The organism is Streptomyces sp. NBC_00433 (genome assembly GCA_036015235.1).
GTDB lineage: Bacteria > Actinomycetota > Actinomycetes > Streptomycetales > Streptomycetaceae > Actinacidiphila.
In genome coordinates this window covers 3,390,200-3,411,587 of the sequence record CP107926.1, presented here as the reverse complement: position 1 = coordinate 3,411,587, position 21,388 = coordinate 3,390,200, and the positions used below count along the sequence as shown (strand labels likewise).

Below are 21,388 nucleotides of genomic sequence, written 5' to 3'. Positions count from 1 at the left end.
CCCGGCCCGGTGCCAATGGAAGCCTCTTTCCGTATCGCGGGCAGATGAGGCAGCATGTCCCGCATGGCATCCTCCGACGACCCGATCCGGCTGCTGGCCGTCCGCGACACCCCGCTGTCGCTGGACGAGGTCTTCGCGGCGGTCGGCGACGACGCGGCGGGCGGCACGGCGATCTTCGTCGGGACGGTGCGGGACCACGACGGGCCGTCCGCTGCCGCGGTGACCGGCCTGTCGTACTCCGCGCACCCCTCGGCCGAGCAGGAGCTGCGCCGGGTCGCGGAGAAGGTCGCGGCGGACTTCCCGGTCCGCGCGCTGGCCGCCGTGCACCGGGTCGGCGACCTGCGGGTCGGCGACCTCGCGGTGATCGTGGCGGTGTCCTGCGCGCACCGCGGCGAGGCCTTCGCGGCGAGCCGCCGGCTGATCGACGACCTCAAGAGCCAGGTGCCGATCTGGAAGCACCAGAGCTTCGGCGACGGCACCGAGGAGTGGGTCGGCAGCTAGAGCCCGGCCCGGCCGGGCCGGTCGGCTGCCAGGGGGAATTCCGGTTGCGTAACCCCGTGGCCCGGCAGAACGTTGACCTGTTGAGTCGTTAATCTGCTCATAGGTCCGTTTTGCCGGTGTGTGGGGTCGGGAGTTCGCTGTGGCAGCAGTCGCTTGGTTGCTCATTCCGCTGGTCGGTTTCCTGGTCGCCGTGGTCTGGGCGCGCTGGGCCGCGCGCACCCGCAGCACCGCCGACGGGGCCTCCCTCGCGGGCTACGAGCGGTTCCGTACGGCCATGCAGCCCGGCGAGCCGCCCCCGATGGGGTCGCCGAAGGGCGAACCGGGCGAGAGTGACGCAACCGACGCCGAGCCTGTGTGAGGCCTGTGGGGCCGCTGTGCGCGCGGCCTGGCGGCGTCCCCGTCCGGAGTCACCCGGGGAGCCGAATCGCCGGCCGGTCACGTAATGTCGTTGCATGCCCAGCCGTACCGCGACGCTGCTCGCCTCGACACTGACGCTGATAGCGCTGCTGAGCGTGGCCCTGCTCGTGCCGTCCCCGTATTCGGAGATGTCGCCGGGCCCCACCGTGAACACCCTGGGCACCTACGACGGCGACACCGTGATCCAGATCGCCGGCCGGAAGACCTTCCCGGCGGACGGCCATCTGAACATGACGACGGTCCGGGTGACCGGCGCCGATTACCACATGAACCTGATCGAATCGGTCTTCGGCTGGCTGCGGCACGACGACAAGGTCGTCGAGCACGACACGCTCTACCCCAAGGGGCAGACCGCCGAACAGGCCGACCAGCAGAATGCCGAGGAATTCACCCAGTCCCAGGACAGCGCCAAGGTCGCGGCGCTGAACGAGCTGAAGATCCCGGTCCCCTCGCGGGTGATCGTGGGCGCGGTGGTCAGCGGCGGCGCCTCGCAGGGGCGGCTGCACGCGGGCGACGTGATCAAGGCGGTGGACGGCACCGCGATCAAGCAGCCCGACGACGTGGCCAAGCTGGTCACCGAGCACCAGCCGGGCCAGCAGGTGGTCTTCACGGTGGTGGACGCCGCCGACGCGAAGGGCAAGTCCGCCGACGGGCTGCCGACCCACCAGGTGACGATCACCACCAGGAAGTCCGACGACACCGGGCCGAGCCGGGCGGTCGTCGGCATCCAGGCCGGCGTCGAGCACCTCTTCCCGTTCAGCATCGACATCAAGCTCGCCGACGTCGGCGGCCCCAGCGCCGGCATGATGTTCGCGCTCGGCATTGTGGACAAGCTCACACCGGGCGACATGACCGGCGGCAAGTTCGTGGCGGGCACCGGCACGATAGACGACAGCGGGAATGTCGGGCCGATCGGCGGCATCAGCCTGAAGACGATCGGCGCCCGCGACAAGGGTGCCCAGTATTTCCTCACCCCGGCCGACAACTGCGGTGAGGCCGCCAAGGACATCCCGCACGGCCTCACCCTGGTCAAGGTGAAGACCCTGGACGACGCCATGTCCGCGCTGAAGGACATCAAGTCCGGCGACACCGCCGCGCTGCCCAGCTGCTCAACGAGCTGAACCCGGCGCGTCGGGCGCGGCACATTGCCACGCCCGACCCCCATTGCCGCGCCCGCGGCGGCACATTGCCGCCGGATTACGCCTCGAACGTCGCCGTCAGCGCCTGCGCCAGGCCCGGCACCAGGTCCGCGCCGGTCAGCACCTCGGTCGGGCTGTCCTTCTCCCGCAGCCGCACCGCGGACTCCCGGGCGCCGTCGCGCAGCACCGCGACCGTCATCCGCACCTCCTGCCGCTCCGGGTGGGCGGCCACCCAGGACGCCAGCGCCGCGTCGTCCAGGTCCTCGGGCAGCGCCGCCTCCGCGGACGGCGGCAGCATCAGCCGCTCCACGGTCAGCGCGCAGCCGGCGATCACGTCGGGCCACGCGATGGTGGCGAGGAAGTCGTCGAGCGCGGTGCCCGACGGCAGCTCCTCCTGCTCGATCGGGGTCAGGGAGCCCGCCTCGCCCTGCTCGCCGAGCCCGAGCTGGTCGGCGAGCCCCGGCTCCTGGCTGCGCAGCTGGTCGGTGTCGACAAGGGCGAACAGCCGTGCGGGCTGGTCCCAGCCCAGACCGGCCGCGTAGGCGTCGATCTCCAGTACGGCACGGGTCAGCGGGTTCGCCGCGAGGGGTGTTCCATCGGTCGCAATGTTGGACATGGTGCGTATCCTCCCCCCTTCCCCGCCGGAATCGGGAACCGGCCAAAGCGTGGTGAAGTTGCATCTGTGGGAGTCCGACCCGGGACGCCGCAGAAAACGCTGACATTCGAGGTGCGTCACCCTTGGTATTCCAGATGCCGGACCGCGGTGAAGGGGCGGCACGGCCCAGCGGCACGAGGGCCGTACGCCCGTCACGCAGGGCCGTCGCCCTGCTCATCGTGCTCGGTGTGCTGGCCGTCCTGCTGGTCGGGTTCGTGACCTTCGCCGGTATGTGGACGGACTGGCTCTGGTATCGCTCGGTGCGCTATTCCTCGGTCTTCTCCACCATGGCGTGGACCAAGATCGGACTCTTCCTCTCCTTCGGCCTGGTGATGGCCGGAAGCGTCGGTTCCTCCATCTACCTGGCGCACCGGCTGCGGCCGCCGCTGAGCGCGATGTCCAGCGAGCAGCAGAGCCTGGACCGTTACCGGATGGGCCTGGCGCCGTACAAGACCTGGGTGCTGCTCGGGGTCAGCGCGGTGGTCGGGCTGATCGCCGGCGGCTCGGCCGCGACCCAGTGGCGGCTGTGGCTGCTGATGGTCAATGCGACGCCCTTCCACACCAAGGACCCGCAGTTCCACAAGGACATCTCCTTCTACACCTTCGACCTGCCCTTCTACCGGTTCCTGCTGAGCTTCGGCTTCGCCGTGGTGATCCTGTCCCTGATCGCCGCCGCCGTCGTGCACTACCTCTACGGCGGCCTGCGGATCACCTCACCGGGGGCGAGGGCGACCTCGGCGGCCACCGGGCACCTGGCGGTGCTGCTGGGCCTCTTCGTGTCGCTCAAGGCCGCCGCCTACTGGCTGGACCGCTACTCGCTCGCGGTCCGCTCCAGCGGCTTCAAGACCACCGACAACTGGACCGGGCTGCGCTATGTCGACTCCAACGCGTATCTGCCGGCCAAGACGATCCTGTTCTTCATCGCGGTGATCTGCGCGCTGCTCTTCTTCGCCACCCTGTGGCGGCGCACGTGGTCGCTGCCCACCATCGGCTTCGGCCTGCTGGTGCTCTCGGCGATCCTGATCGGCGGCCTCTACCCGGCGATCGTGCAGAAATTCCAGGTGCTGCCGAACGAGGCGGCCAAAGAGGCGCCCTACATCCAGAAGAACATCGACGCGACCAGGGCCGCGTACGGCCTGACGAAGACCGAGGTGACGGCCTACCCGGGCAAGCCGGCCGCGAAGCCCTTGGCGGCGCCGGCCGGCACCCCGGCCGCCGCGGGTGCCACCACCCTGCGGGCCGACGCCGACGCCTCGGCGAGCCTGCGGGTGCTCGACCCCAACGTGGTCTCGCCGACCTTCCAGCAACTCCAGCAGAGCAGCGACTACTACCAGTTCCCGTCCACCCTGGACGTCGGCCGCGACGCGGGCGGCGGCCAGGACCAGGACACCGTCGTCGGCCTGCGCGAGCTGAACGTCAGCGGCATACCGAAGAACAACTGGATCAACGACCACTTCAAATACACCCACGGCTACGGCGTCGTCGCGGCCAAGGGCACCGAGGTCGACAGCCAGGGCGCACCCGACTTCACCGAGCAGGGCCTGCCCGGCGACGACACCGGCGGCGTCCAGCAGCGGATCTACTTCGGCGAGCAGACCCGGCAGTATTCGATCGTCGGCGGCCCGACCCCCGAGCTGGACTACGCCGACAAGGGCCACGAGACGACCACCGCCTACACGGGCAAGGACGGCGTGAGCCTCGGCAATCCGCTGACCCGTGCCGCCTACGCGGTGAGCCTCGGCGAGCCGAAGATCCTCTACTCGGGGGCGATCGGCAAGGACTCCAAGATCCTCTACAACCGCACGCCGAAGGAGCGGGTGGAGGCGGTGGCGCCCTGGCTCACCATCGACGGCGACCCTTATCCGGCGGTGGTCGGCAAGAAGGTGGAGTGGGTGGTGGACGCCTACACCACGAGCAACAGCTACCCGTACGCCTCGCGCACCACCCTCGGGGACACCACGGCGGACTCGCAGACCGACAGCCAGCGCTCGGTCGTCGCCCGGCAGAACCAGGTCAACTACATCCGCAACTCGGTCAAGGCCACCGTGGACGCCTACGACGGCACGGTGACGCTCTACCAGTGGGACACCGAGGACCCGGTGCTCATGACCTGGATGAAGGCCTTCCCGCACACGGTCAAGCCCAAGGCGGACATCCCGCGGGACCTGCTGGCGCACCTGCGCTACCCGGAGGACCTGTTCAAGGTGCAGCGGGAGATGCTGACGACCTACCACGTCACCAAGGCGTCGGACTTCTCCAGCAGCAGCCAGGCGTGGGCGGTGCCCGACGACCCGGCGGCCAAGGCGGGCAAGGCCGTGCCGCCGTACTACATGAGCCTGCGGATGCCCGGCCAGGACGCCAAGGCCTTCTCGCTGACCACCACCTTCACCCCCAGCGGGCGGCAGAACCTCAGCGCCTTCATGGCGGTCGACGCGGACGGGGCCAGCCCCGACTACGGCACCATCCGTCTGCTGCAACTGCCCACCAGCCCCACGGTCGCGGGGCCGAAACAGGTGCAGGCGAAGATCAACTCCAACAGCCAGTCGGCGCCCAAGATCAACGACCTGAAGCGCTCGGGCTCCGACTCCACGGTCGAGTACGGCAATCTGCTGACCGTGCCGCTGGACGGCGGACTGCTCTACATGGAGCCGGTCTACGTCCGCACCACCGGCGTCGACTATCCGGTGCTGACCAGCGTGGCGGTGCTCTACGGCGACGACATCACCTACCAGCCCACGCTGGCCGCGGCGCTGGACGACCTCTTCGGCCCGTCCGGCGGCAGTGCGGCCGCGGCCGATCCGCCCGCGTCGGCCACCGCACCGCCCGCCGCGGGCGGCCGGAAGGCGGCGCCCGGCGGCAGCTCCGCGCTGCGCCAGGCGCTGGCCGACGCGCAGAAGGCGTACGACGACGGGCAGGCGGCCATGAAGAAGGCCGACTGGGACGCCTACGGCGACGCCCAGCGGCGGCTCGGGGACGCGCTGAAACGGGCCCAGGAGGCCGAGCCGAGCGCTTCGCAGACCCCCGCGAAGAAGGGCTGAACGGGCGACACCCCGCGTCGTGGTACGGTTAGGACACAACGGCGCGGGGTGGAGCAGCTCGGTAGCTCGCTGGGCTCATAACCCAGAGGTCGCAGGTTCAAATCCTGTCCCCGCTACTGCATGAAGTAGGCCCGAAGTCAAGCGACTTCGGGCCTCTTCGCTTGTACGGGTGAACGTCGTGGAAATGGGTTTGACATGCCGTCTTGTCGGGAAGTCGACAAAACGCTGTAGAGACCAAGTGGGTTGCGGTATACCAGGTGTACGGCGGTAGCGGGTGGTGCGACGATGGGGCTTATGGGGGATGGTGCAAGGCTGCTGAACGCTCGTCAGAACCATGATCGTCATGGCGCGACGGGCGACTCGGAGCTGCCCGCCGTAGCTGTGACCGCGCCCGCGACCGCAACCGCGGCGGCGCCCACGACCGTGACCGATGATGTGACGAATGTGGCCGTGCTGCTGCCCGCGCCCCGGGAGGGCGACGCCCTCGCCGTGCCCGCGGCGGACGCGGCGCCCCCGGCGCTGCTCGCCGAACTGCCCGACGAGGACACCCTCGCGCTGCGCGAGGAGGCCGAGATCGAGGCCCGCCACCGGCGGGCCGCCGAGCACGGCGACCCCTTCGCGATGAGCGCGCTCGGCACCCTGCTGCTGCGCCGCGGCGACCTCGACGGCGCCGAGCCGTATCTGCGCGAGGCGGTCCAGCACGGGGACCGCGCCGCCGCCAACAACCTGGGCCTGCTGCTGCACCAGCGCGGTTACGCCGACGACGCGGCCGGCTGGTGGCGTATCGCCGCTGTCGCGGGCTCCGCACCCGCCGCGCACGCGCTCGGCCGCCACTACCGCGAGCGCGGCGACGAGCCCGGCGCCGAATACTGGCTGCGCCAGGCCGCCGAGTCCGGCCACGCGCTGGGCGCCTACGCGCTGGCCGACCTCCTCGACCACCGGCGGGACGCCGGCGCCGAGCGGTGGTTCCACGCCGCGGCGGAGCACGGCCACCGCGAGGCCGCCTACCGGCTCGCCCGCTACTGCGCCAAGCGCGGCGACAACCACGAGGCCGAGCAGTGGTATCGGCAGGCCGCCGCGCGCCGCCACCGGCGGGCCGCGCTGCGGCTCGGCACCCTGCTGGAGGAGCGCGGCGAGACCAAGGAGGCCGGGCACTGGTATCTGACCGCCGCCCGCGACGGCGAGGCGCGGGCCGCCTGCGCCCTGGCCTTCCTGCTGCGTGACGCCGGCGACCTCGACCAGGCCGCGACCTGGTGGCGCCGCGCCGCGCAGGCCGGCGACGGCAACGCGGCCAACGCGCTGGGCGCGCTGCACGCGCAGGAGGGCGAGACGCAGACCGCCGAGCGGTGGTATCGCGCCGCCCTGGAGGCCGGCGACGTCAACGGGGCGTACAACCTCGGGCTGCTCTGCGCAGGCCAGGGGCGTACGCCCCAGGCCGAGCAGTGGTATCGCAAGGCCGCCTACGCCGGGCACCGCGAGGCCGCCAACGCGCTCGCCGTGCTGCTGCTGCAGCACGGCGACGCCGACGGGGCCGAGCCGTGGTTCTCCAAGGCCGCCGAGTCCGGCAGCATCGACGCCGCCTTCAACCTCGGCATCCTGCACGCCGGGCGCGGCAACGAGGGGGCCGCCCGCGGCTGGTACGAACGTGCCGCCGCGGCCGGGCACGCCGGTGCCGCGCTCCAGGTGGCCCTCGCGCTCCAGCGCGAGGGCGACCACCACGGGGCCGAGCGCCACCTGCGCTGCGCGGCGGGCGGCGGCAGCCCCGAGGCGGCCTTCCGCCTCGGCGCGCTGCTCGACCGGCGGGACAGTTCCGCGGAGGCGGACGAGTGGTACGAGCGGGCGGCCCAGCAGGGCCACCGGCGCGCGCAGGTGCGCCTCGGTATGACCGCGGCGCAGCATGGCGACGTCGAGCAGGCGGCCCACTGGTACCGCCTGGCGGCGGAGGCCGGCTCCCGCAACGGTGCCTTCAACCTCGGGCTGCTGCTCGCCCGTGAGGGCAGTGAGCCCGAGGCCGCCCTCTGGTGGACCCGTGCGGCCGAGGCCGGCCATGGCCGTGCGGCGCTCCGCCTCGCCCTCCTCGCGGCCCGCCACGGGCGTCTCACCGACGCCCGCTCGTGGTGCGCCAAGGCTGTGGCCTACGGCCCCGCGGAAGTGGCCGAGCGCGCGGCCCGCCTCACGGCGGCGGTCAACCAGGAGCTATCCGCCTGACGGCGTGCTGTGACGACTCCACGCTTGCGCCGTGTGGGTGGCTTGTCGCGCATTCCCCGCGCCCCTGGGTGGTTGCCCCTGGAGGGTGACCGTTTTTCAGGGGCGCGGGGAACTGCGCGCGCAACCCACCACCGGCCGGGCCCCGGGGTGGGGCGGAGCTTGCGCAGAGGTAGGCGGGAGGAAGGCTCCCGGGAAGGGATTTGCGTTGATCGAAACGCGGGGGCTACAGTGAGGGCACAACGACGCGGGGTGGAGCAGCTCGGTAGCTCGCTGGGCTCATAACCCAGAGGTCGCAGGTTCAAATCCTGTCCCCGCTACTGGTGAAGTAGAAGAAGAAGGCCCAGAGGCTGCCGCCTCTGGGCCTTCTTCTTGTTCGGGCAAAGTCCGGCCGGATTCGGTCGGGGGTGGGGCGGGGCGCGGGATGCTGGAGGGAGGACGAGGTGACGGGTCCTCAGGAGGCGGGATTGTTGCGCAGGCGGCGGGGGCGGTGCCCCCAGGGCGGGGGAGCCGAGGTCAGCGGGCGCTGGGCCGAGTGGTGCGGGGCCGCGGGCCGCGGGCGGCCCACGGAGGTCGACGCCCTGCTCGGCCGCCTGCTGGCGCTGCCCGCCCAGGGCGCCGCGCATGAGCGGGCCGCCGCCCTGGCGGCGTTGACCGCGGCGCCGCCCCGGCTGCTGCTGCTCCTGGACCGCGCGGCGCGGACACCCGGCACACCCGCGGCGGGCGGCACCGATGTGCTCGGCCTGCTGCTGCGGTCCTTCGCACCCGACGGGCATGTGCGGGAGGCGGCCGTCGAGAGCCTGGCAGGTTGCGGCGGCCCGGCCGCGGTGGCGGGGCTGGCGCTGCGCAGTGCCGACTGGGTGGACGCGGTCAGGGCCAGGGCGACGGCGGCCCTGCTGGTGCGCAGCGCCCCCGAGGAGGTGGCCGCGGCCGTACGCGTGCTGCTGCGGCTGGCGGGCCGCAGCAGGACCGGCGGGCTGCTCACGGACTACCGCGGCCTGCTGTGCCGCCTGCCGCACCGCAGGGCCGTGCGGGCCCTGGTGGTGGACGCCGACTGCGCGGCCCGCCGTTTCGGTGTGGCACTGGCGCTGGAGCTGGGCGAATACGCCCGCGGCGACCTGCTGCGTACGGCGCTGCGCGACCGCGACCAGGTGTGCCGAACGCTGTGCGCGCAGCGGCTGCTCGACCTGGACGCTGACCAGGCGGGCCGGCTGTTGCTGGCCAGGGACGCGGCGGTGCGGGAGCTGGCGGTGGCGGCGCTGCCCGCGGATGTTCCGGCGACGCGCCTGGTGGCCCCGCTGGCGGACCGGGCGCGGATGGTGCGCGCGACGGCCCGTTGGCAGTTGTACGGCCGTGGAGAGCCGCCCGCGGCTGTTTACCGCAGGCAGCTCGGCCGGGCGGGCAGGTCGACGCCGGTACGGCTGGTCGCGGGGCTGGCGGCGGGGCTCGGGGAATGCGGCGACGCGGCTGACGTACCGGCCCTGATGCGGCTGCTCGACCAGCGCCGCTCGTCACCGCCGCTGGTGCGCAGGGCCGCGGTGCGGGCGGTGGGCCGCCTCGCCCCGCGGGACGACCTGGTCGGCCTGCTCGGGCCGCTGGCGATGGACCCGGATCCGGGCGCGGCTCGCGAGGTCTTCGAGGCCCTGGCCGCCCGCGCGCCCGCCGATGTCCCGGTGGAGATCCGCTGGATCGGCAGTGTCCGCCCGGAGGCCGCCGTCCGCCGGGCCGCGGCCCGTATCGCCACCGGCCGGCCGGGCGTGAAGGCCCGCTCCTAGGAGCAGTCCGGGCAGAGCCCCCGGTAGGTGACCTCGGCCGTGGCGACCGTGAAGCCGAAGCGTTCCGCGGCCGGGAGCGCGGCGAGGGGGTCGCCCTCCGGGTGGACGTCGCGGACGGTGCCGCAGTGCGTGCAGATCAGGTGCTGGTGGGGGTGGTGGGCGTTGGGGTCGTAGCGCTTGGCGCGGCCGTCCGTGGCGACCTCGGTGACCTCGCCGATCGTCACCATCTCGCCCAGCGTGTTGTAGACGGTGGCGCGGGAGATCTCCGGCAGCCGCGCTATGGCGCGGGCGTGCACCTCGTCGGCGGTGAGATGGACGTGCTCGCCGTCGAGGACCTCGGCGACGACCCGCCGCTGGGCGGTCAGCCGCCAGCCGCGTTCGCGCAGTCGTTCCAGCAGGTCACTCATAGGGGTCAGCTTATCAGCGGGGGTCCGGACTCCGAAGGTGTCCGTAAGTAGCCTTTTTCTTTGATTGGACAATGTCTACTGTAGGATCGAATCCGCGATGGTCGGAGAAGGCTCCACCGCGCGGACACCTGCTTCGGCGAGCGCCTGGCGGTCGCGGTCCAGGCCCTTCGCGGCTGACCGGGGGCGCTTGACCGAGAGGCCGGAGGGGCCGGACGCCATTGGGCTCCGGCCCCTTTGGCATGCCTTGGGCGGGGAACGCTAGGCCGGGATCGCCGACTTCAGCGGCGCCCAGCAGCGGATGATGTCGCGCACCGAGACCACGCCGACCGGATCGCGGCCGTCGAGGACGATCAGATGGCGGAAGCCGCCGTGCAGCATCGCGGTGGCCGCCTCCTCCAGGGTCCACTGGGGGGCGGCGAAGACCACGTCGGTGGTGGTGTGGGCGTCGGCCAGCTCCTGGTCGGGGCTGAGGCCCGCGCCGACGGCGTTCAGTACGTCGCGCTCGGTCAGAATGCCGAGGCCGCAGGTGTCGGCGTCGAGGACGATGGCCGCGCCGACGCGGCGGGCGGACATCAACTGGGCGGCCTGGCGGAGCGTGTGGGCGGGGCCGATGGTGAGCACCACTGTGCTCATCGCGTCGCGGACCAGCATGGGCAGGCACCTCCTGGTGGTGTGTGCAGCCGTCCGTGAACGGATTCACAATTTCACAAGCGGGAGTACCTTCATAATCACACGCGCACCAGCGGTGGGCAAGGGTACGTGCACGAGCCGCGGCCCGCGCGGCGTGGGGCGAGCCGGCCGCGCGGCAGCGGCCGACGCACCGTCATCAACCGCCGAGATAGCCCAGCAGGTCCTCGTGCAGCAGCCCGTTGGAGGCCGCCGCATTGCTGCCGAAGGGCCCCGCGACGCCGTCCAGCGAGGTGAAGCGCCCGCCCGCCTCGCGCACGATCACGTCGTTCGCCGCCATGTCCCACAGGCTCAACTCGGGCTCGGCGCAGATGTCGACCGAGCCCTCGGCCACCATCATGTACGGCCAGAAGTCGCCGTAGCCGCGGGTCCGCCAGCAGTTGCGCGACAGGTGCAGGAAACCGTCGAGGCGGCCCTGCTCCTCCCAGCCGCTCAGCGACGAGTACGCGAAGGACGCGTCCTCCAGGCGGCCGACCCGGGAGACATGCAGCCGGGTCGCCGACGACAGGCTGCGCCCGGTGTAGGCGCCGGTGCCCTTCGCCGCCCACCAGCGGCGGCCCAGCGCGGGCGCCGACACCACGCCGACGACGCCCTCGTCACCCTGCTCGCCGCGTACCACCAGCGCGATCAGCGTGGCCCACACCGGGACCCCGCGGACGTAGTTCTTGGTGCCGTCGATCGGGTCTACGATCCAGCGGCGCGGTCCGTTGCCGTGGCTCCCGTACTCCTCGCCGAGCACCGCGTCCCGCGGCCTGGCACGGCCCAACTGGCCGCGGATCAGCTCCTCGGCCTCCCTGTCCGCCTCGGTGACCGGGGTGAGGTCCGGTTTCGTCTCGACCTTGAGGTCGAGCGCCTTGAAGCGCGCCATGGTCGCGGCGTCGGCGGCGTCGGCCAGCACATGGGCCAGCCGCAGGTCGTCGTTGAAGTCGGGCATGGGCCGAACAGTAGCGCGGCGGTACGCGGGGCAGGGGCGACGCGGAAGCTTGACAGACCCCGGCGGCGCGTCAATTCTCCCTAGACGGCCGTCCGTCCGCCGCCACACCGCCACCCCCGCGGTGGCCCGGAGGCACCGCCTGGAGGCACTGATGCCTACCGTGCGAGACGCACTCATGGACGCCGCTTTCGCCGCGCTCGGCGAGCGGCCCTGGGAAGCGGTCAGGATGGCCGAGGTCGCGGCGGCCGCCGGGGTGTCGCGGCAGACCCTCTACAACGAGTTCAGCAGCAAGGACGGCCTGGCCCGAGCACTGGCCCGGCGGGAGGCGGACGGCTTCCTGGCCGGTGTCGACCGCGCACTGGCCGCCGCCCGCCACTCGGGCGCCGACGCGGGGGAGTGCTTCGCGGCGGCCGCGGCCTGGACGCTGCGGTCCGCCCGCCGCAGCCCGCTGATCCGCTCGGCTCTCACCGACTCCCCGCCGCCCCGGCCGCCTTTCGCCGAGCACCCGGAGCGGCCCGGAGATCCGGAGAAGCCCGAGAACCCTCCCCCAGCCGCCCCGCACCTGGCCGACGCCGTCCACGCCCGTGCGGTCCGCGCGCTGGTCCGCGGCTACCCGCGGCTGCGCCCCGACGACGTCGCCTGGGCCTGCGAGGCGGCGCTGCGGCTCACCCTGTCGTACGTGATCGCGCCGGGCGCCGACGAGCAGGAGTCGTGCCTGCGGATCGCCCAGCTCATCCGCGGCCTGCTGGCCTGGCCGGCGGGACCGGCGGGAACTGGCTGATCGGCCCGATCGGCTGAACGGGCCTCAGTGCGAGGAGCCGGAGATCTGCAGGCCGATGACGCCCACCACGACCAGCGAGATCGAGACGAGCTTGAGCGTGGAGACCAGGTCGCCGAGGAAGGCCATGCCGTAGATCGCGGTGCCCGCCGCGCCGATGCCGGTCCACACGGCATACGCAGGGCCGACGTCGAGCTTCTTGAGCGACAGGGTCAGCAGGCCGAAGGAGCCGAGGGCGAAGACGCAGAAGGCGACGGTGGGCCACAGCCGGCTGAAGCCGTGCGACAGCTTGAGGCAGACCGCGAAGCCGGTCTCGAAGAGACCCGCGACCACCACCAGGAGCCAGGGCATCCGGGCGCCTCCGTTCGGCTCGTTCGGCTCGATGCGCTGCTGCCCCGTCTGTCCCTCGGTCAGATGCACCGGCGGGGCGCGCTGTCGATCATCACACAGCACACCGCGCCATGAGCAGCACACAGCACACCGGGATGCGAGGCGGCCCAACCGTACCGGTCAGTCGCCCTCGCGCCGCTCGCGGGTGGCGAGCAGCCGGCGCAGCGAGTCCAGCCTCGCGGGCTCCGCATGACCGGCGGCTACCCAGGCGTCCAGCGCGCACTCCTTCTCGTCGTGCGAGCAGCCGCGCGGGCACTCCTCGGTGCCGGGCTCCAGGTCGGGGAAGGCGTGCAGGACCCGGGACGGGTCGATGTGGTGCAGCCCGAAGGAGCGCACGCCGGGGGTGTCGATCACCCAGCCGGCCGCGCCGTCGGGGCCGTCGCCCGGCAGCGGCAGCGCGAGGGCCGAAGTGGTGGTGTGCCGGCCGCGGCCGGTCACCGCGTTGACCACGCCGGTGGTCCGCTGACGCTCCACCAGCGCGTTGACCAGGGTGGTCTTGCCGACGCCGCTGTGGCCGACGAAGGCGGTGACCCGGCCCGCGAGCCGCTCGCGGATCTGGTCGACGCCGCCGGTCAGGAAGTCCTCCCGGTTGGTGACCACATAGGCCAGGTCGAGCGTGCCGTAGGTCTCGAGCAGCGGTTCTGCCGGCGCCAGGTCGGACTTGGTGAGCACCAGCAGCGGGTCGAGGCCGGCGTCGTAGGCCGCCACCAGGCAGCGGTCGATCATCCGGGGGCGCGGTTCGGGGTCGGCGAGCGCGGTGACGATGGCCAGCTGGTCGGCGTTGGCGACGACCACCCGCTCGAACGGGTCGTCGTCGTCCGCGGTCCGCCGCAGCACCGACCCGCGCTCCTCGACCCTGACTATCCGGGCCAGCGTGTCCTTGGCCCCCGACAGGTCGCCGACCACCGCGACCCGGTCGCCGACGACCGCGGACTTGCGGCCCAGCTCGCGGGCCTTCATCGCGGTGACCTCGCGGTCCCCGACCAGCACGGTCAGCCGGCCGCGGTCCACGGTGAGCACCATGCCCTCGGCCGCGTCCTCGTGCTTGGGCCTGATGGTCGTACGCGGGCGGGTGCCCTTGCTGTTGGGGCGGACCCTGATGTCGTCCTCGTCCGGGTTCTTGCCGTAGCGACGCAACTCTCAGCCCTGCCCTGCCGGTGTGCCCAGCATCTCGGTCCACAGCTCGGGGAAGTCCGGCAGTGTCTTCGCCGTGGTCGCCACGTTCTCCACCCGGACGCCGTCGACGGCCAGGCCCAGCACCGCGGCCGCGGTGGCCAGGCGGTGGTCCTCGTAGGTGTGGAAGTCGCCGCCGTGCAGCGGGCGCGGGCGGATGCGCAGGCCGTCGCCGGTCTCGGTCGCGTCGCAGCCCAGCTCGCCCAGCTCCTTGGCCAGCGCCGCGAGCCGGTCGGTCTCGTGCAGCCGCAGGTGCGCGATGCCGGACAGCACCGACTCGCCCTCGGCGAGCGCGGCGACGGCGGCGATCACCGGGGTCAGCTCGCCCACGTCGCGCAGGTCGGCGGTGATGCCGCGGATCCGGCCGGTGCCGCGGAAGGTCAGCGCCTGGTCGGTCTGCTCGTAGGAGCCGCCCATCCGGGTGAAGATGTCCCGCAGCGCGTCGCCGGGCTGGGCGGTGCGCCGCGGCCAGCCGGGAACGGTCACCCGGCCGCCGGTGACCAGGGCGGCCGCCAGGAAGGGCGCGGCATTGGACAGGTCGGGCTCCACCGTGAGGTCCCGGCCGAGCAGGGCGCCCGCGGTGACCCGCCACACATTGCGGGTGCCGCCGTCCTGCGGGGCGTCCACCCGGGCGCCGGCCTTGCGGAGCATGTCCACGGTCATCCGGATGTGCGGCACCGACGGCAGCGTACGTCCGGTGTGCCGGACTTCGAGGCCCTTGTTGAAGCGCGGTCCCGACAGCAGCAGGGCGCTGACGAACTGCGACGACGAGGACGCGTCGACGTCGACGGCCCCGCCGGTCAGCGATCCGGCGCCGTGCACGGTCAGCGGCAGCGACCCGCGGCCCTCGTCGTCTATCCGCGCCCCCAGGCTGCGCAGCGCGTCGATCACGCCGCCCAGCGGGCGCTCGTAGGCCCGCGCGTCGCCTTCGAAGCGGACCGGGCCGTCGGCGAGCGCGGCGACCGGCGGCAGGAAGCGCATCACCGTGCCCGCGTTGCCGACGTCGATGGTGGCGGGGCCGTAGAGCCCGGCCGGGATGATCCGCCAGGCCTCGCCGCCGTCCGGGTTGACCGTCTCGTCGATCTGCACGCCCATGGCCCGCAGGGCGTCCGCCATCAGGACGGTGTCCCGGCTGCGCAGCGGCCTGCGCACCCATCCGGGTTCCGAGGAGTGCGCGGCGAGCACCAGGGCGCGGTTGGTCACCGACTTCGATCCTGGCACCGTGACGGTCGCGTCCACGGCACCGGGCGCGGTGGGGGCGGCCCACCAGAGGGGGGAGTGCGCGGCGCTGTCGCTCATGAGGCCCAGCGTAGTGGCTCGGGTACGGGGAGATAAGTTGGCGAATGAGCCGAAACATCCCGGAAACCGCGGGTCATCTGGAGGTCATCAGGAGCGGAACCCCTGATTCCGGGGTGCGCGGGACCGGGCGGGGGCGCGGGCACGGCCGAAACGGCCGGTCAGCGGGCCAGCAGCCAGCGGCCGCCGCCGACCAGCGAGCAGATCGCGATCACGTAGAAGAAGAGCAGCCACAGCGCGGCCGGCGTCCTGGTCAGCCGGGCCAGCTGGTCGGCGTCCGAGGTGCCGCTGCGGTCCCTGCGCCGGCTGCGCTGGAGCTCGGCGACCGGCCTCGCGCCGCCGGCCAGCAGGAACCAGACGACCAGGTAGGCGAAGGCCGCCTGCACCTGGGCCTTGGTCAGCCAGGACACCAGCAGGAAGACCGCGCCGGTCAGCACCACGGTCAGGGCCCCGTACGCGTTGCGGATCATGACCAGCATCACCAGCAGCAGCGCGGTGGCCCCCCACAGCAGCGCGGTTATGTGCCCGGCCGCCAGCAGGGCCGCGCCCGCCAGGCCCAGCAGCGGCGGCGCCGAATAACCGGCCGCGGCGGTCAGGACCATGCCCAGGCCGTGCGGTTTGCCGCGGGAGACCGTCAACCCGGACGTGTCCGAATGCAGCCTTATGCCGTCGAGTCGCCGGCCGCTCAGCAGCGCCACCAGACCGTGCCCGCCCTCGTGCGCGATGGTCACCGCATTGCGCACGACCCGCCACACCCCGCCGGACAGCACCGCCGCGAGCGCCACCGCGGCGGTCGCCCCGATCAGCCAGCGCGGCGGGTCGGTCTGCGTCCCGGTCAGCCGGTCCCACATCTCGCTGAGGTTCGCGACGTTCATTCGGTGCCCATTCCCTTACGTCCTCCGCCGCGGCCTCGGCCGCGCCTTCTCCTCGTACGTCCTTGCGATCCGGCCGCCGCCGGGGCCGGTGATCGTGGCAGTCTGGCACCCATGTGCGGTCGATATGCGGCGAGCCGGAAACCGGAAGACCTGACGGGCCTCTTCGGAGTCACCCGATGGGAACCCACCGAGACCCTGGCGCCGGACTACAACGTGGCACCGACGAAGGACGTCTACGTCGTACTGGACCGTCCGGTGCGCGACTCCGGTTCCCCCGATCCGGTACGCCAGCTGCGCGTGCTGCGCTGGGGCCTGGTGCCGTCCTGGGCGAAGACGCCGGACGTGGGCGTGAAACTGATCAACGCGCGGGCCGAGACCGCGGCCGAGAAGCCGTCCTTCCGCCGGGCCCTGGCCGCCAGGCGCTGCCTGATCCCGGCCGACGGCTACTACGAGTGGGTCACCGCGGCGGGCGAGCGGCAGCTCGAAGAAGCGGGCAGGCGCAAGCGGGCCCGCAAGCAGCCCTATTTCGTGACGCCCGCCGACGGCTCGGTGATGGCGATGGCCGGGCTGTACGAGTTCTGGCGGGACGGCACCCTGCCCGACGACCACCCGCGCGCCTGGTGGACCACCTGCACGGTGATCACCACCGCCGCCGAGACCGGCGAACTGGCCGGCTACGAGGGCCGCGGGCCGCGCGCGCTGGCCGACATCCACCCCCGGATGCCGCTGATGATCACCCCGGACCGCTGGGAGGCCTGGCTCGACCCGGCCACCACCGGGCCCGACACGCTCCGCGACCTGCTCGCGCCGCCCCCCGAGGGCCTGATGCGGGCCTACCCGGTCGGCACCGCTGTGAGCAATGTCGCGAACAACGGGCCGGAACTGCTCGACGAGCTGCCCGCGCCGGAGGAGGAGACACTCTTCTGATGGACGCATCCTCCGCACCGCACCCCGCCACCCCGGCCACCCGCACCGAGCAGGCCGACACCCCGGCAGGACCGGCGCGGATCAGCTGGTACGGCGCGAGCAGGCCGCGCAGCGTGCTCGCGCTCGGCCACGGCGCGGGCGGCGGCATCGAGGCGGCCGACCTGGCGGCCCTGGCGGCCGCACTGCCCCCGGCCGGTGTGGTCGTCGCCCTGGTGGAGCAGCCCTGGCGGGTCGCCGGCCGCAAGCTCGCGCCCGCGCCCGCCACCCTGGACACCGCCTGGACCGCGCTGTGGCCGGCGCTCGCCGCGCCCGGCCTGCCGGTGGTCGCCGGCGGGCGCAGCGCCGGGGCCAGGGTCGCCTGCCGTACGGCCGAACGCCTCGGCGCCGCCGCCGTCCTGGCGCTGGCCTTCCCCCTGCACCCGCCGGGCCGCCCGGAGTCCTCCCGCGCCGCGGAGCTGACCGCGGCCGCCGCCGCCCTGCCGCTGCTGACCGTGCAGGGCGGCCACGACCCCTTCGGCCGACCTGGCGAATTCCCGTCTGGCCAGGAGCCGGTGGAGGTGCCGTACGCCGACCACGGCTTCGGGGTGCCCAAGCGGGCCGATATCACCCAGGAAGCGGCTCTCACCGTCCTGACCAGGGCTGTCGCCGACTGGCTGGCCGGCCTCGGCCATGCCGAGCCGCGTACCGCTGTCACGGCATCTCCACCCCGGGAATGACGACAGGGGCAGTGGCGTTGTGCGAGTCGAAAGACAGAACAGCACTGACGAAGCTTTGGTGAGAGAGGCATCCGCATGGTTTCAGCCGCATGCCGGCCCCGGGCCGAGGCCACCCCACAGGCGGCCATAGCGCCGTTCGTGAACTGGGCGGAGTGGTCCGCCGGCGGTGACGCCAAGGACGGGAGCAAGGGCGGATCAGGCGCCTCGCTCGCCAGTGCAATATCCTCCGAGACGAGCGTGTCCGCTTTGGGACTCGCTGGCGTTTCTGAGGAGGTGGGTCCGGTCACCGGCACCGACGACAGCACGGCGGAAAACGCGGGTGCGTCAGGTCTGGGGGTACCGCCCGAGCCGCAGGCCGCGGCGGAGGCACAGGAGAGCAGCGCGGAGCGCACCGAGCGCTTCGAGCGGGACGCCCTTGGGTTCCTCGACCAGATGTACTCGGCCGCGCTGCGGATGACCCGCAATCCGGCCGACGCGGAGGACCTGGTCCAGGAGACGTACGCGAAGGCGTACGCGTCCTTCCACCAGTTCCGTGAGGGCACCAATCTGAAGGCCTGGCTCTACCGCATCCTCACCAACAGCTTCATCAACTCCTACCGCAAGAAGCAGCGTGAGCCGCTGCGCAGCGGCTCAGAGGACATCGAGGACTGGCAGCTCGCTCGGGCCGAGTCCCACATGTCGACGGGTCTGCGCTCAGCCGAGGCGCAGGCGCTCGACCATCTGCCCGACTCCGACGTCAAGGCGGCGCTCCAGGCGATTCCGGAGGAATTCCGCATCGCGGTCTACCTCGCGGACGTCGAGGGCTTTGCCTACAAGGAGATCGCGGACATCATGGGAACGCCCATCGGCACGGTGATGTCCCGACTGCACCGCGGGCGCCGTCAGCTGCGCGAACTGCTCGAGGACTACGCCCGCGACCGCGGCCTGGTCCCGGCGGGCGCGGGAAATGAGAAGGGCGCGGATTCATGAGTTGCGGCAACGCGCATGAGACGGACTGCTCGGAGGTGCTCGACCACCTCTACGAATATCTCGACAACGAGATGTCGGACGACGCCTGCTCCAAATTCAGGCAGCACTTCGAGGAGTGCCACCCCTGCCTGGAGAAGTACGGGCTCGAACAGGCCGTGAAGAAGCTGGTCAAGCGGTGCTGCGGCTCCGACGACGTGCCGACCGACCTGCGGTCCAAGGTGATGATGCGGATCGAGATGATCCGCGCCGGCGAGTCCGCCACCGAGCCGGCGTCCTAGCCGGGGCGGCGTCAAGGCCGCAACCGCGGCGTCGCCCGTACGGGCGTAAAGCGAGCGTTCGGCAGTGCCACGGCGGGCGCGGTCCTATCGTCCTGAGTCCCGGCGGGAAATTCCCCGCCGGGCCCGGGGCCTCCGATGGGGCCGCGCCCGCCGCGTGCTTGCCGGAGGAGGCCGCTCGCCGTGCCGTTGCCCTACGCAGCCGGTCGTCGTCGCCTTTGCCGCACAGAAAGCTTTCTGCGCGTTCTGCCGCCCGTACCGGGCGCCGCCGGGGCGCGGCGGTGAGCCTCGTCCCGGCGCTGGTCGCCGCCATGCAGATCAAGGACCCCTACACGCGCGGCCACGGCGACCGCGTCGGCCAGGCCAGCGCGCTGATCGGGGTCGAACTGCGGGTCGCCGACGACCTGGTGGCCGCGCTGCGGCTGGCGGGCACCCTGCACGACATCGGCAAACTCGGCGTGCCCGGCGGACTGTTGCGCAAGACCGGGCCGCTCACCTCCGCCGAGCGGCAGACCGTGCAGTGCCACCCCGGCCACGGCTACGCCCTGGTGCGCGACACCGAAGTGCCCGCCGTGGCCCGGGTGGCCGTACTGCACCACCACGAACGCCTCGACGGCCGCGGCTACCCGCACGGCCTCGCGGGCCGTCACATCCCCTGGCCGGCCCGCGTCGTCGCCGTGGCCGACGCGCTGGACGCCATGACCTCCACCCGCAGTTACCGCCCGGCCAGGCCCGTCGCCACCGCCCTGGCCGAGCTGTGGCGGTGCGCGGGCAGCCAGTTCGACCCGTCCGTGGTCGAGGCGCTGACCCGCGCGCTGGCCCGGCACCCCTGGCCGCCGCCGGCGCCGTCACCCGCCCTTGGCGCGGCCCCCGGCGGTCACTGCGCGTACCTGTAGTCCAAACGGGTGAGTCGCTCTCACCCGGGTGCCCGTCACATGCCTCACCTGGGCATGGTTGGATGCCCCCGGGGATGGCAAGGAGCAGGGTGAGGGCCGTCGCCGGAGGGCAGCGGCCGAAGGGGACGGGGTCGGGCTGAGACAACGGCCAAAATGTGCGAGGTTGGTGTCGTACCCGCCTGTCCGACGACGCGCGGGCGGTACGAGAAGGGGCCGCACTCAGGTGGTGCGAGTCCCCCCGGGGGACGTGATCGTGGTGCGGGAAGGCGACGTCCTGGCAGTGATCGGCTGAGCGGGCAGGCGGGTAACGACGTTGAAGATCTTCGGCAGAGTGCGGCACCGGCCGTCGCCTACCTGGCGGCAGGCCACCGACCAGGCGTTCTCGCTGATCGACGACGGCCGCTACGACGACGCGGGCGCGCTGCTCACCCGGGCCGCCGATCTGGAGCCGTGGCTTTCCGAGTCCTGGTACAACCTGGCACTGCTGCACAAGTTCCGCCACGACTGGGCGCAGGCCAGGATCGCCGGCCTGCGCGCCGTGGCCCTGCTCGACCGGCCGGTCGGCGCCCCCGACTGGTGGAATCTGGGCATCGCCGCCACCGCGCTCCAGGACTGGCCGCTGGCCCGCCGCGCCTGGCAGGCGTACGGCCTGCGGATGCCGGCCGGCACCGGCTCGCGCACCGGCGAGGAGTCCGCGAGGCTGCCGCTGGGCAGCGCGACCGTGCGGCTCTCGCCGGAGGGCGAGGCCGAAGTCGTCTGGGGCCGCAGGCTCGACCCCGCGCGGGTCGAGGTGCTCTCCATCCCGCTGCCCTCCTCAGGGCGGCGCTGGGGCGAGGTCGTCCTGCACGACGGGGTGCCGCACGGCGAGCGCGACACCGCGGGCGGGGGCGGCGGGGCGGTCTACCCCGTCTTCGACGAGATCGAACTGTGGGCACCCTCACCCGTCCCGACCTGGCTGGTCCTGCTGGAGGCCGACGCGCCCGCCGACCGCGACGCGCTCGAACGGCTGGCCGCGGAGGCCGGCTACGCCGCCGAGGACTGGTCCTCGTCGGTGCGCCTGCTGTGCCGCACCTGCTCCGAGAGCCGCATGCCCACGGACGACGGGTCCGCTGCGCGGGATCCCCACGATCACGGTGAGCCGGGTCACCCCGGTCACCTCAGCCACCTCAGTGACCATGGGACCGGGCACCACTGGTCGCCCGAGCGCGAGTGCGGAATCGCCGCGCCTGTCGGGCTCGTCCGGGGGCTTCTCGACGGGTGGGTCGCCGATTCTCCCTCTACGAGGGCATGGCGCGACCTGGAAGAGGTCTGCTGACCGGGGTCCCCCCGACCTGC

At 72.7% G+C, this 21,388-nt stretch carries 20 protein-coding genes, 2 tRNA genes and 1 pseudogene; 15 read left to right on the top strand and 8 right to left on the bottom strand.

All coding sequences use genetic code 11. From position 1 onward, the window contains the following. Positions 1 to 63 precede the first annotated feature (63 nt). The 3 genes from OG900_14020 (at position 64) to OG900_14010 (ending at position 2,039) form a co-directional block, all read left to right on the top strand. Positions 64 to 501 carry a molybdenum cofactor biosynthesis protein MoaE gene (locus tag OG900_14020; protein WUH91110.1) on the top strand — a complete coding sequence of 146 codons (438 nt, stop codon included), beginning with the start codon at positions 64 to 66 and terminating at the stop codon, positions 499 to 501. A 139-nt stretch (positions 502 to 640) separates the two neighbouring features. After that, positions 641 to 859 carry a hypothetical protein gene (locus OG900_14015; GenBank protein ID WUH91109.1) on the top strand — a complete coding sequence of 73 codons (219 nt, stop codon included), beginning with the start codon at positions 641 to 643 and terminating at the stop codon, positions 857 to 859. Positions 860 to 953: 94 nt separating this feature from the next. Further along, on the top strand, positions 954 to 2,039 hold the full coding sequence (locus OG900_14010; GenBank protein WUH91108.1) for a PDZ domain-containing protein: 1,086 nt from the start codon (positions 954 to 956) through the stop codon (positions 2,037 to 2,039). A gap of 76 nt (positions 2,040 to 2,115) precedes the next feature. Here the strand turns inward: OG900_14010 and OG900_14005 are convergent, their stop codons facing one another. Next, positions 2,116 to 2,673 carry a PPA1309 family protein gene (locus OG900_14005; protein ID WUH91107.1) on the bottom strand — a complete coding sequence of 186 codons (558 nt, stop codon included), beginning with the start codon at positions 2,671 to 2,673 and terminating at the stop codon, positions 2,116 to 2,118. Positions 2,674 to 2,807: 134 nt separating this feature from the next. Between OG900_14005 and OG900_14000 the strand changes: the two genes are divergently transcribed. From OG900_14000 to OG900_13980, 5 genes are all read left to right on the top strand, one after another. Continuing rightward, positions 2,808 to 5,750: a UPF0182 family protein gene (locus tag OG900_14000; GenBank protein ID WUH91106.1), complete on the top strand. Its 2,943-nt coding sequence runs from the start codon at positions 2,808 to 2,810 to the stop codon at positions 5,748 to 5,750. A 42-nt stretch (positions 5,751 to 5,792) separates the two neighbouring features. Further along, a tRNA-Met gene (locus tag OG900_13995) sits at positions 5,793 to 5,866 on the top strand. 169 nt (positions 5,867 to 6,035) lie between these two features. After that, positions 6,036 to 7,958: a tetratricopeptide repeat protein gene (locus tag OG900_13990; protein WUH91105.1), complete on the top strand. Its 1,923-nt coding sequence runs from the start codon at positions 6,036 to 6,038 to the stop codon at positions 7,956 to 7,958. Between the two features lie 243 nt (positions 7,959 to 8,201). Beyond that, positions 8,202 to 8,275: transfer RNA gene (locus OG900_13985), tRNA-Met, on the top strand. A gap of 123 nt (positions 8,276 to 8,398) precedes the next feature. Next, positions 8,399 to 9,730, top strand: coding sequence for a hypothetical protein (locus OG900_13980; GenBank protein ID WUH91104.1), 1,332 nt, complete (start codon positions 8,399 to 8,401; stop codon positions 9,728 to 9,730). Here OG900_13980 and OG900_13975 read toward each other — a convergent pair. The 3 genes from OG900_13975 to hisN all read right to left on the bottom strand — a co-directional run bounded on the left by OG900_13975 (position 9,727) and on the right by hisN (position 11,758). Then, positions 9,727 to 10,137 carry a transcriptional repressor gene (locus tag OG900_13975; GenBank protein ID WUH91103.1) on the bottom strand — a complete coding sequence of 137 codons (411 nt, stop codon included), beginning with the start codon at positions 10,135 to 10,137 and terminating at the stop codon, positions 9,727 to 9,729. The two genes, OG900_13980 and OG900_13975, sit on opposite strands and share 4 nt — an antisense overlap. Before the next feature lie 258 nt (positions 10,138 to 10,395). Further along, the gene (locus tag OG900_13970) at positions 10,396 to 10,788 is read right to left on the bottom strand and encodes a CBS domain-containing protein (protein ID WUH91102.1); all 393 of its coding nucleotides are present in this window, start codon (positions 10,786 to 10,788) and stop codon (positions 10,396 to 10,398) included. 175 nt (positions 10,789 to 10,963) lie between these two features. Beyond that, positions 10,964 to 11,758, bottom strand: a complete 795-nt coding sequence (gene hisN / locus OG900_13965; protein WUH91101.1) for a histidinol-phosphatase — start codon at positions 11,756 to 11,758, stop codon at positions 10,964 to 10,966. Between the two features lie 151 nt (positions 11,759 to 11,909). Between hisN and OG900_13960 the strand changes: the two genes are divergently transcribed. After that, a complete protein-coding gene (locus OG900_13960; GenBank protein WUH91100.1) occupies positions 11,910 to 12,539 on the top strand; it encodes a TetR/AcrR family transcriptional regulator in 630 nt (209 codons plus the stop codon). 24 nt (positions 12,540 to 12,563) lie between these two features. On the opposite strand, the gene OG900_13955 is transcribed toward OG900_13960, so the two are convergent. The 4 genes from OG900_13955 to OG900_13940 all read right to left on the bottom strand — a co-directional run bounded on the left by OG900_13955 (position 12,564) and on the right by OG900_13940 (position 16,270). After that, positions 12,564 to 12,887 carry a multidrug efflux SMR transporter gene (locus OG900_13955; GenBank protein WUH91099.1) on the bottom strand — a complete coding sequence of 108 codons (324 nt, stop codon included), beginning with the start codon at positions 12,885 to 12,887 and terminating at the stop codon, positions 12,564 to 12,566. Positions 12,888 to 13,046: 159 nt separating this feature from the next. Further along, a complete protein-coding gene (gene rsgA / locus OG900_13950; protein ID WUH91098.1) occupies positions 13,047 to 14,063 on the bottom strand; it encodes a ribosome small subunit-dependent GTPase A in 1,017 nt (338 codons plus the stop codon). Positions 14,064 to 14,066: 3 nt separating this feature from the next. Next, a complete protein-coding gene (gene aroA, locus OG900_13945; protein ID WUH91097.1) occupies positions 14,067 to 15,398 on the bottom strand; it encodes a 3-phosphoshikimate 1-carboxyvinyltransferase in 1,332 nt (443 codons plus the stop codon). A 158-nt stretch (positions 15,399 to 15,556) separates the two neighbouring features. After that, positions 15,557 to 16,270 carry a M50 family metallopeptidase gene (locus OG900_13940; protein WUH91096.1) on the bottom strand — a complete coding sequence of 238 codons (714 nt, stop codon included), beginning with the start codon at positions 16,268 to 16,270 and terminating at the stop codon, positions 15,557 to 15,559. A gap of 111 nt (positions 16,271 to 16,381) precedes the next feature. On the opposite strand from OG900_13940, the gene OG900_13935 reads away from it, so the two are divergent. The 6 genes and pseudogenes from OG900_13935 (at position 16,382) to OG900_13910 (ending at position 21,368) form a co-directional block, all read left to right on the top strand. Further along, entirely contained in the window at positions 16,382 to 17,197 is an 816-nt protein-coding gene (locus OG900_13935; GenBank protein ID WUH91095.1) for an SOS response-associated peptidase, read from the top strand. Beyond that, entirely contained in the window at positions 17,197 to 17,913 is a 717-nt protein-coding gene (locus OG900_13930; GenBank protein ID WUH91094.1) for a hydrolase, read from the top strand. Before OG900_13935 ends, OG900_13930 begins: the two co-directional genes overlap by 1 nt. Positions 17,914 to 18,243: 330 nt before the next feature. After that, positions 18,244 to 18,882, top strand: a complete 639-nt coding sequence (locus OG900_13925) for a sigma-70 family RNA polymerase sigma factor (GenBank protein WUH95748.1) — start codon at positions 18,244 to 18,246, stop codon at positions 18,880 to 18,882. Then, positions 18,879 to 19,160 carry a mycothiol system anti-sigma-R factor gene (gene rsrA / locus OG900_13920; protein WUH91093.1) on the top strand — a complete coding sequence of 94 codons (282 nt, stop codon included), beginning with the start codon at positions 18,879 to 18,881 and terminating at the stop codon, positions 19,158 to 19,160. The genes OG900_13925 and rsrA overlap by 4 nt, the downstream gene beginning before the upstream one ends. A 281-nt stretch (positions 19,161 to 19,441) precedes the next feature. Then, positions 19,442 to 19,996, top strand: a pseudogene (locus OG900_13915) (HD domain-containing protein). Positions 19,997 to 20,366: 370 nt separating this feature from the next. Further along, complete coding sequence (locus OG900_13910) at positions 20,367 to 21,368, top strand: hypothetical protein (protein ID WUH91092.1); 1,002 nt, start codon at positions 20,367 to 20,369, stop codon at positions 21,366 to 21,368. Positions 21,369 to 21,388 lie beyond the last annotated feature (20 nt).

Coding starts and splice junctions, on each gene's coding strand:
- OG900_14010 (WUH91108.1), top strand. CDS start 954: ATGCCCAGCCGTACCGCGACGCTGCTCGCCTCGACACTGACGCTGATA.
- OG900_13955 (WUH91099.1), bottom strand. CDS start 12,887: ATGCCCTGGCTCCTGGTGGTGGTCGCGGGTCTCTTCGAGACCGGCTTC.
- hisN (WUH91101.1), bottom strand. CDS start 11,758: ATGCCCGACTTCAACGACGACCTGCGGCTGGCCCATGTGCTGGCCGAC.
- rsrA (WUH91093.1), top strand. CDS start 18,879: ATGAGTTGCGGCAACGCGCATGAGACGGACTGCTCGGAGGTGCTCGAC.
- OG900_13990 (WUH91105.1), top strand. CDS start 6,036: ATGGGGCTTATGGGGGATGGTGCAAGGCTGCTGAACGCTCGTCAGAAC.
- OG900_14005 (WUH91107.1), bottom strand. CDS start 2,673: ATGTCCAACATTGCGACCGATGGAACACCCCTCGCGGCGAACCCGCTG.
- OG900_14000 (WUH91106.1), top strand. CDS start 2,808: ATGCCGGACCGCGGTGAAGGGGCGGCACGGCCCAGCGGCACGAGGGCC.
- OG900_13975 (WUH91103.1), bottom strand. CDS start 10,137: ATGAGTGACCTGCTGGAACGACTGCGCGAACGCGGCTGGCGGCTGACC.
- OG900_13930 (WUH91094.1), top strand. CDS start 17,197: ATGGACGCATCCTCCGCACCGCACCCCGCCACCCCGGCCACCCGCACC.
- OG900_13970 (WUH91102.1), bottom strand. CDS start 10,788: ATGCTGGTCCGCGACGCGATGAGCACAGTGGTGCTCACCATCGGCCCC.
- OG900_14020 (WUH91110.1), top strand. CDS start 64: ATGGCATCCTCCGACGACCCGATCCGGCTGCTGGCCGTCCGCGACACC.
- OG900_13940 (WUH91096.1), bottom strand. CDS start 16,270: ATGAACGTCGCGAACCTCAGCGAGATGTGGGACCGGCTGACCGGGACG.
- aroA (WUH91097.1), bottom strand. CDS start 15,398: ATGAGCGACAGCGCCGCGCACTCCCCCCTCTGGTGGGCCGCCCCCACC.
- OG900_13960 (WUH91100.1), top strand. CDS start 11,910: ATGCCTACCGTGCGAGACGCACTCATGGACGCCGCTTTCGCCGCGCTC.
- OG900_13935 (WUH91095.1), top strand. CDS start 16,382: ATGTGCGGTCGATATGCGGCGAGCCGGAAACCGGAAGACCTGACGGGC.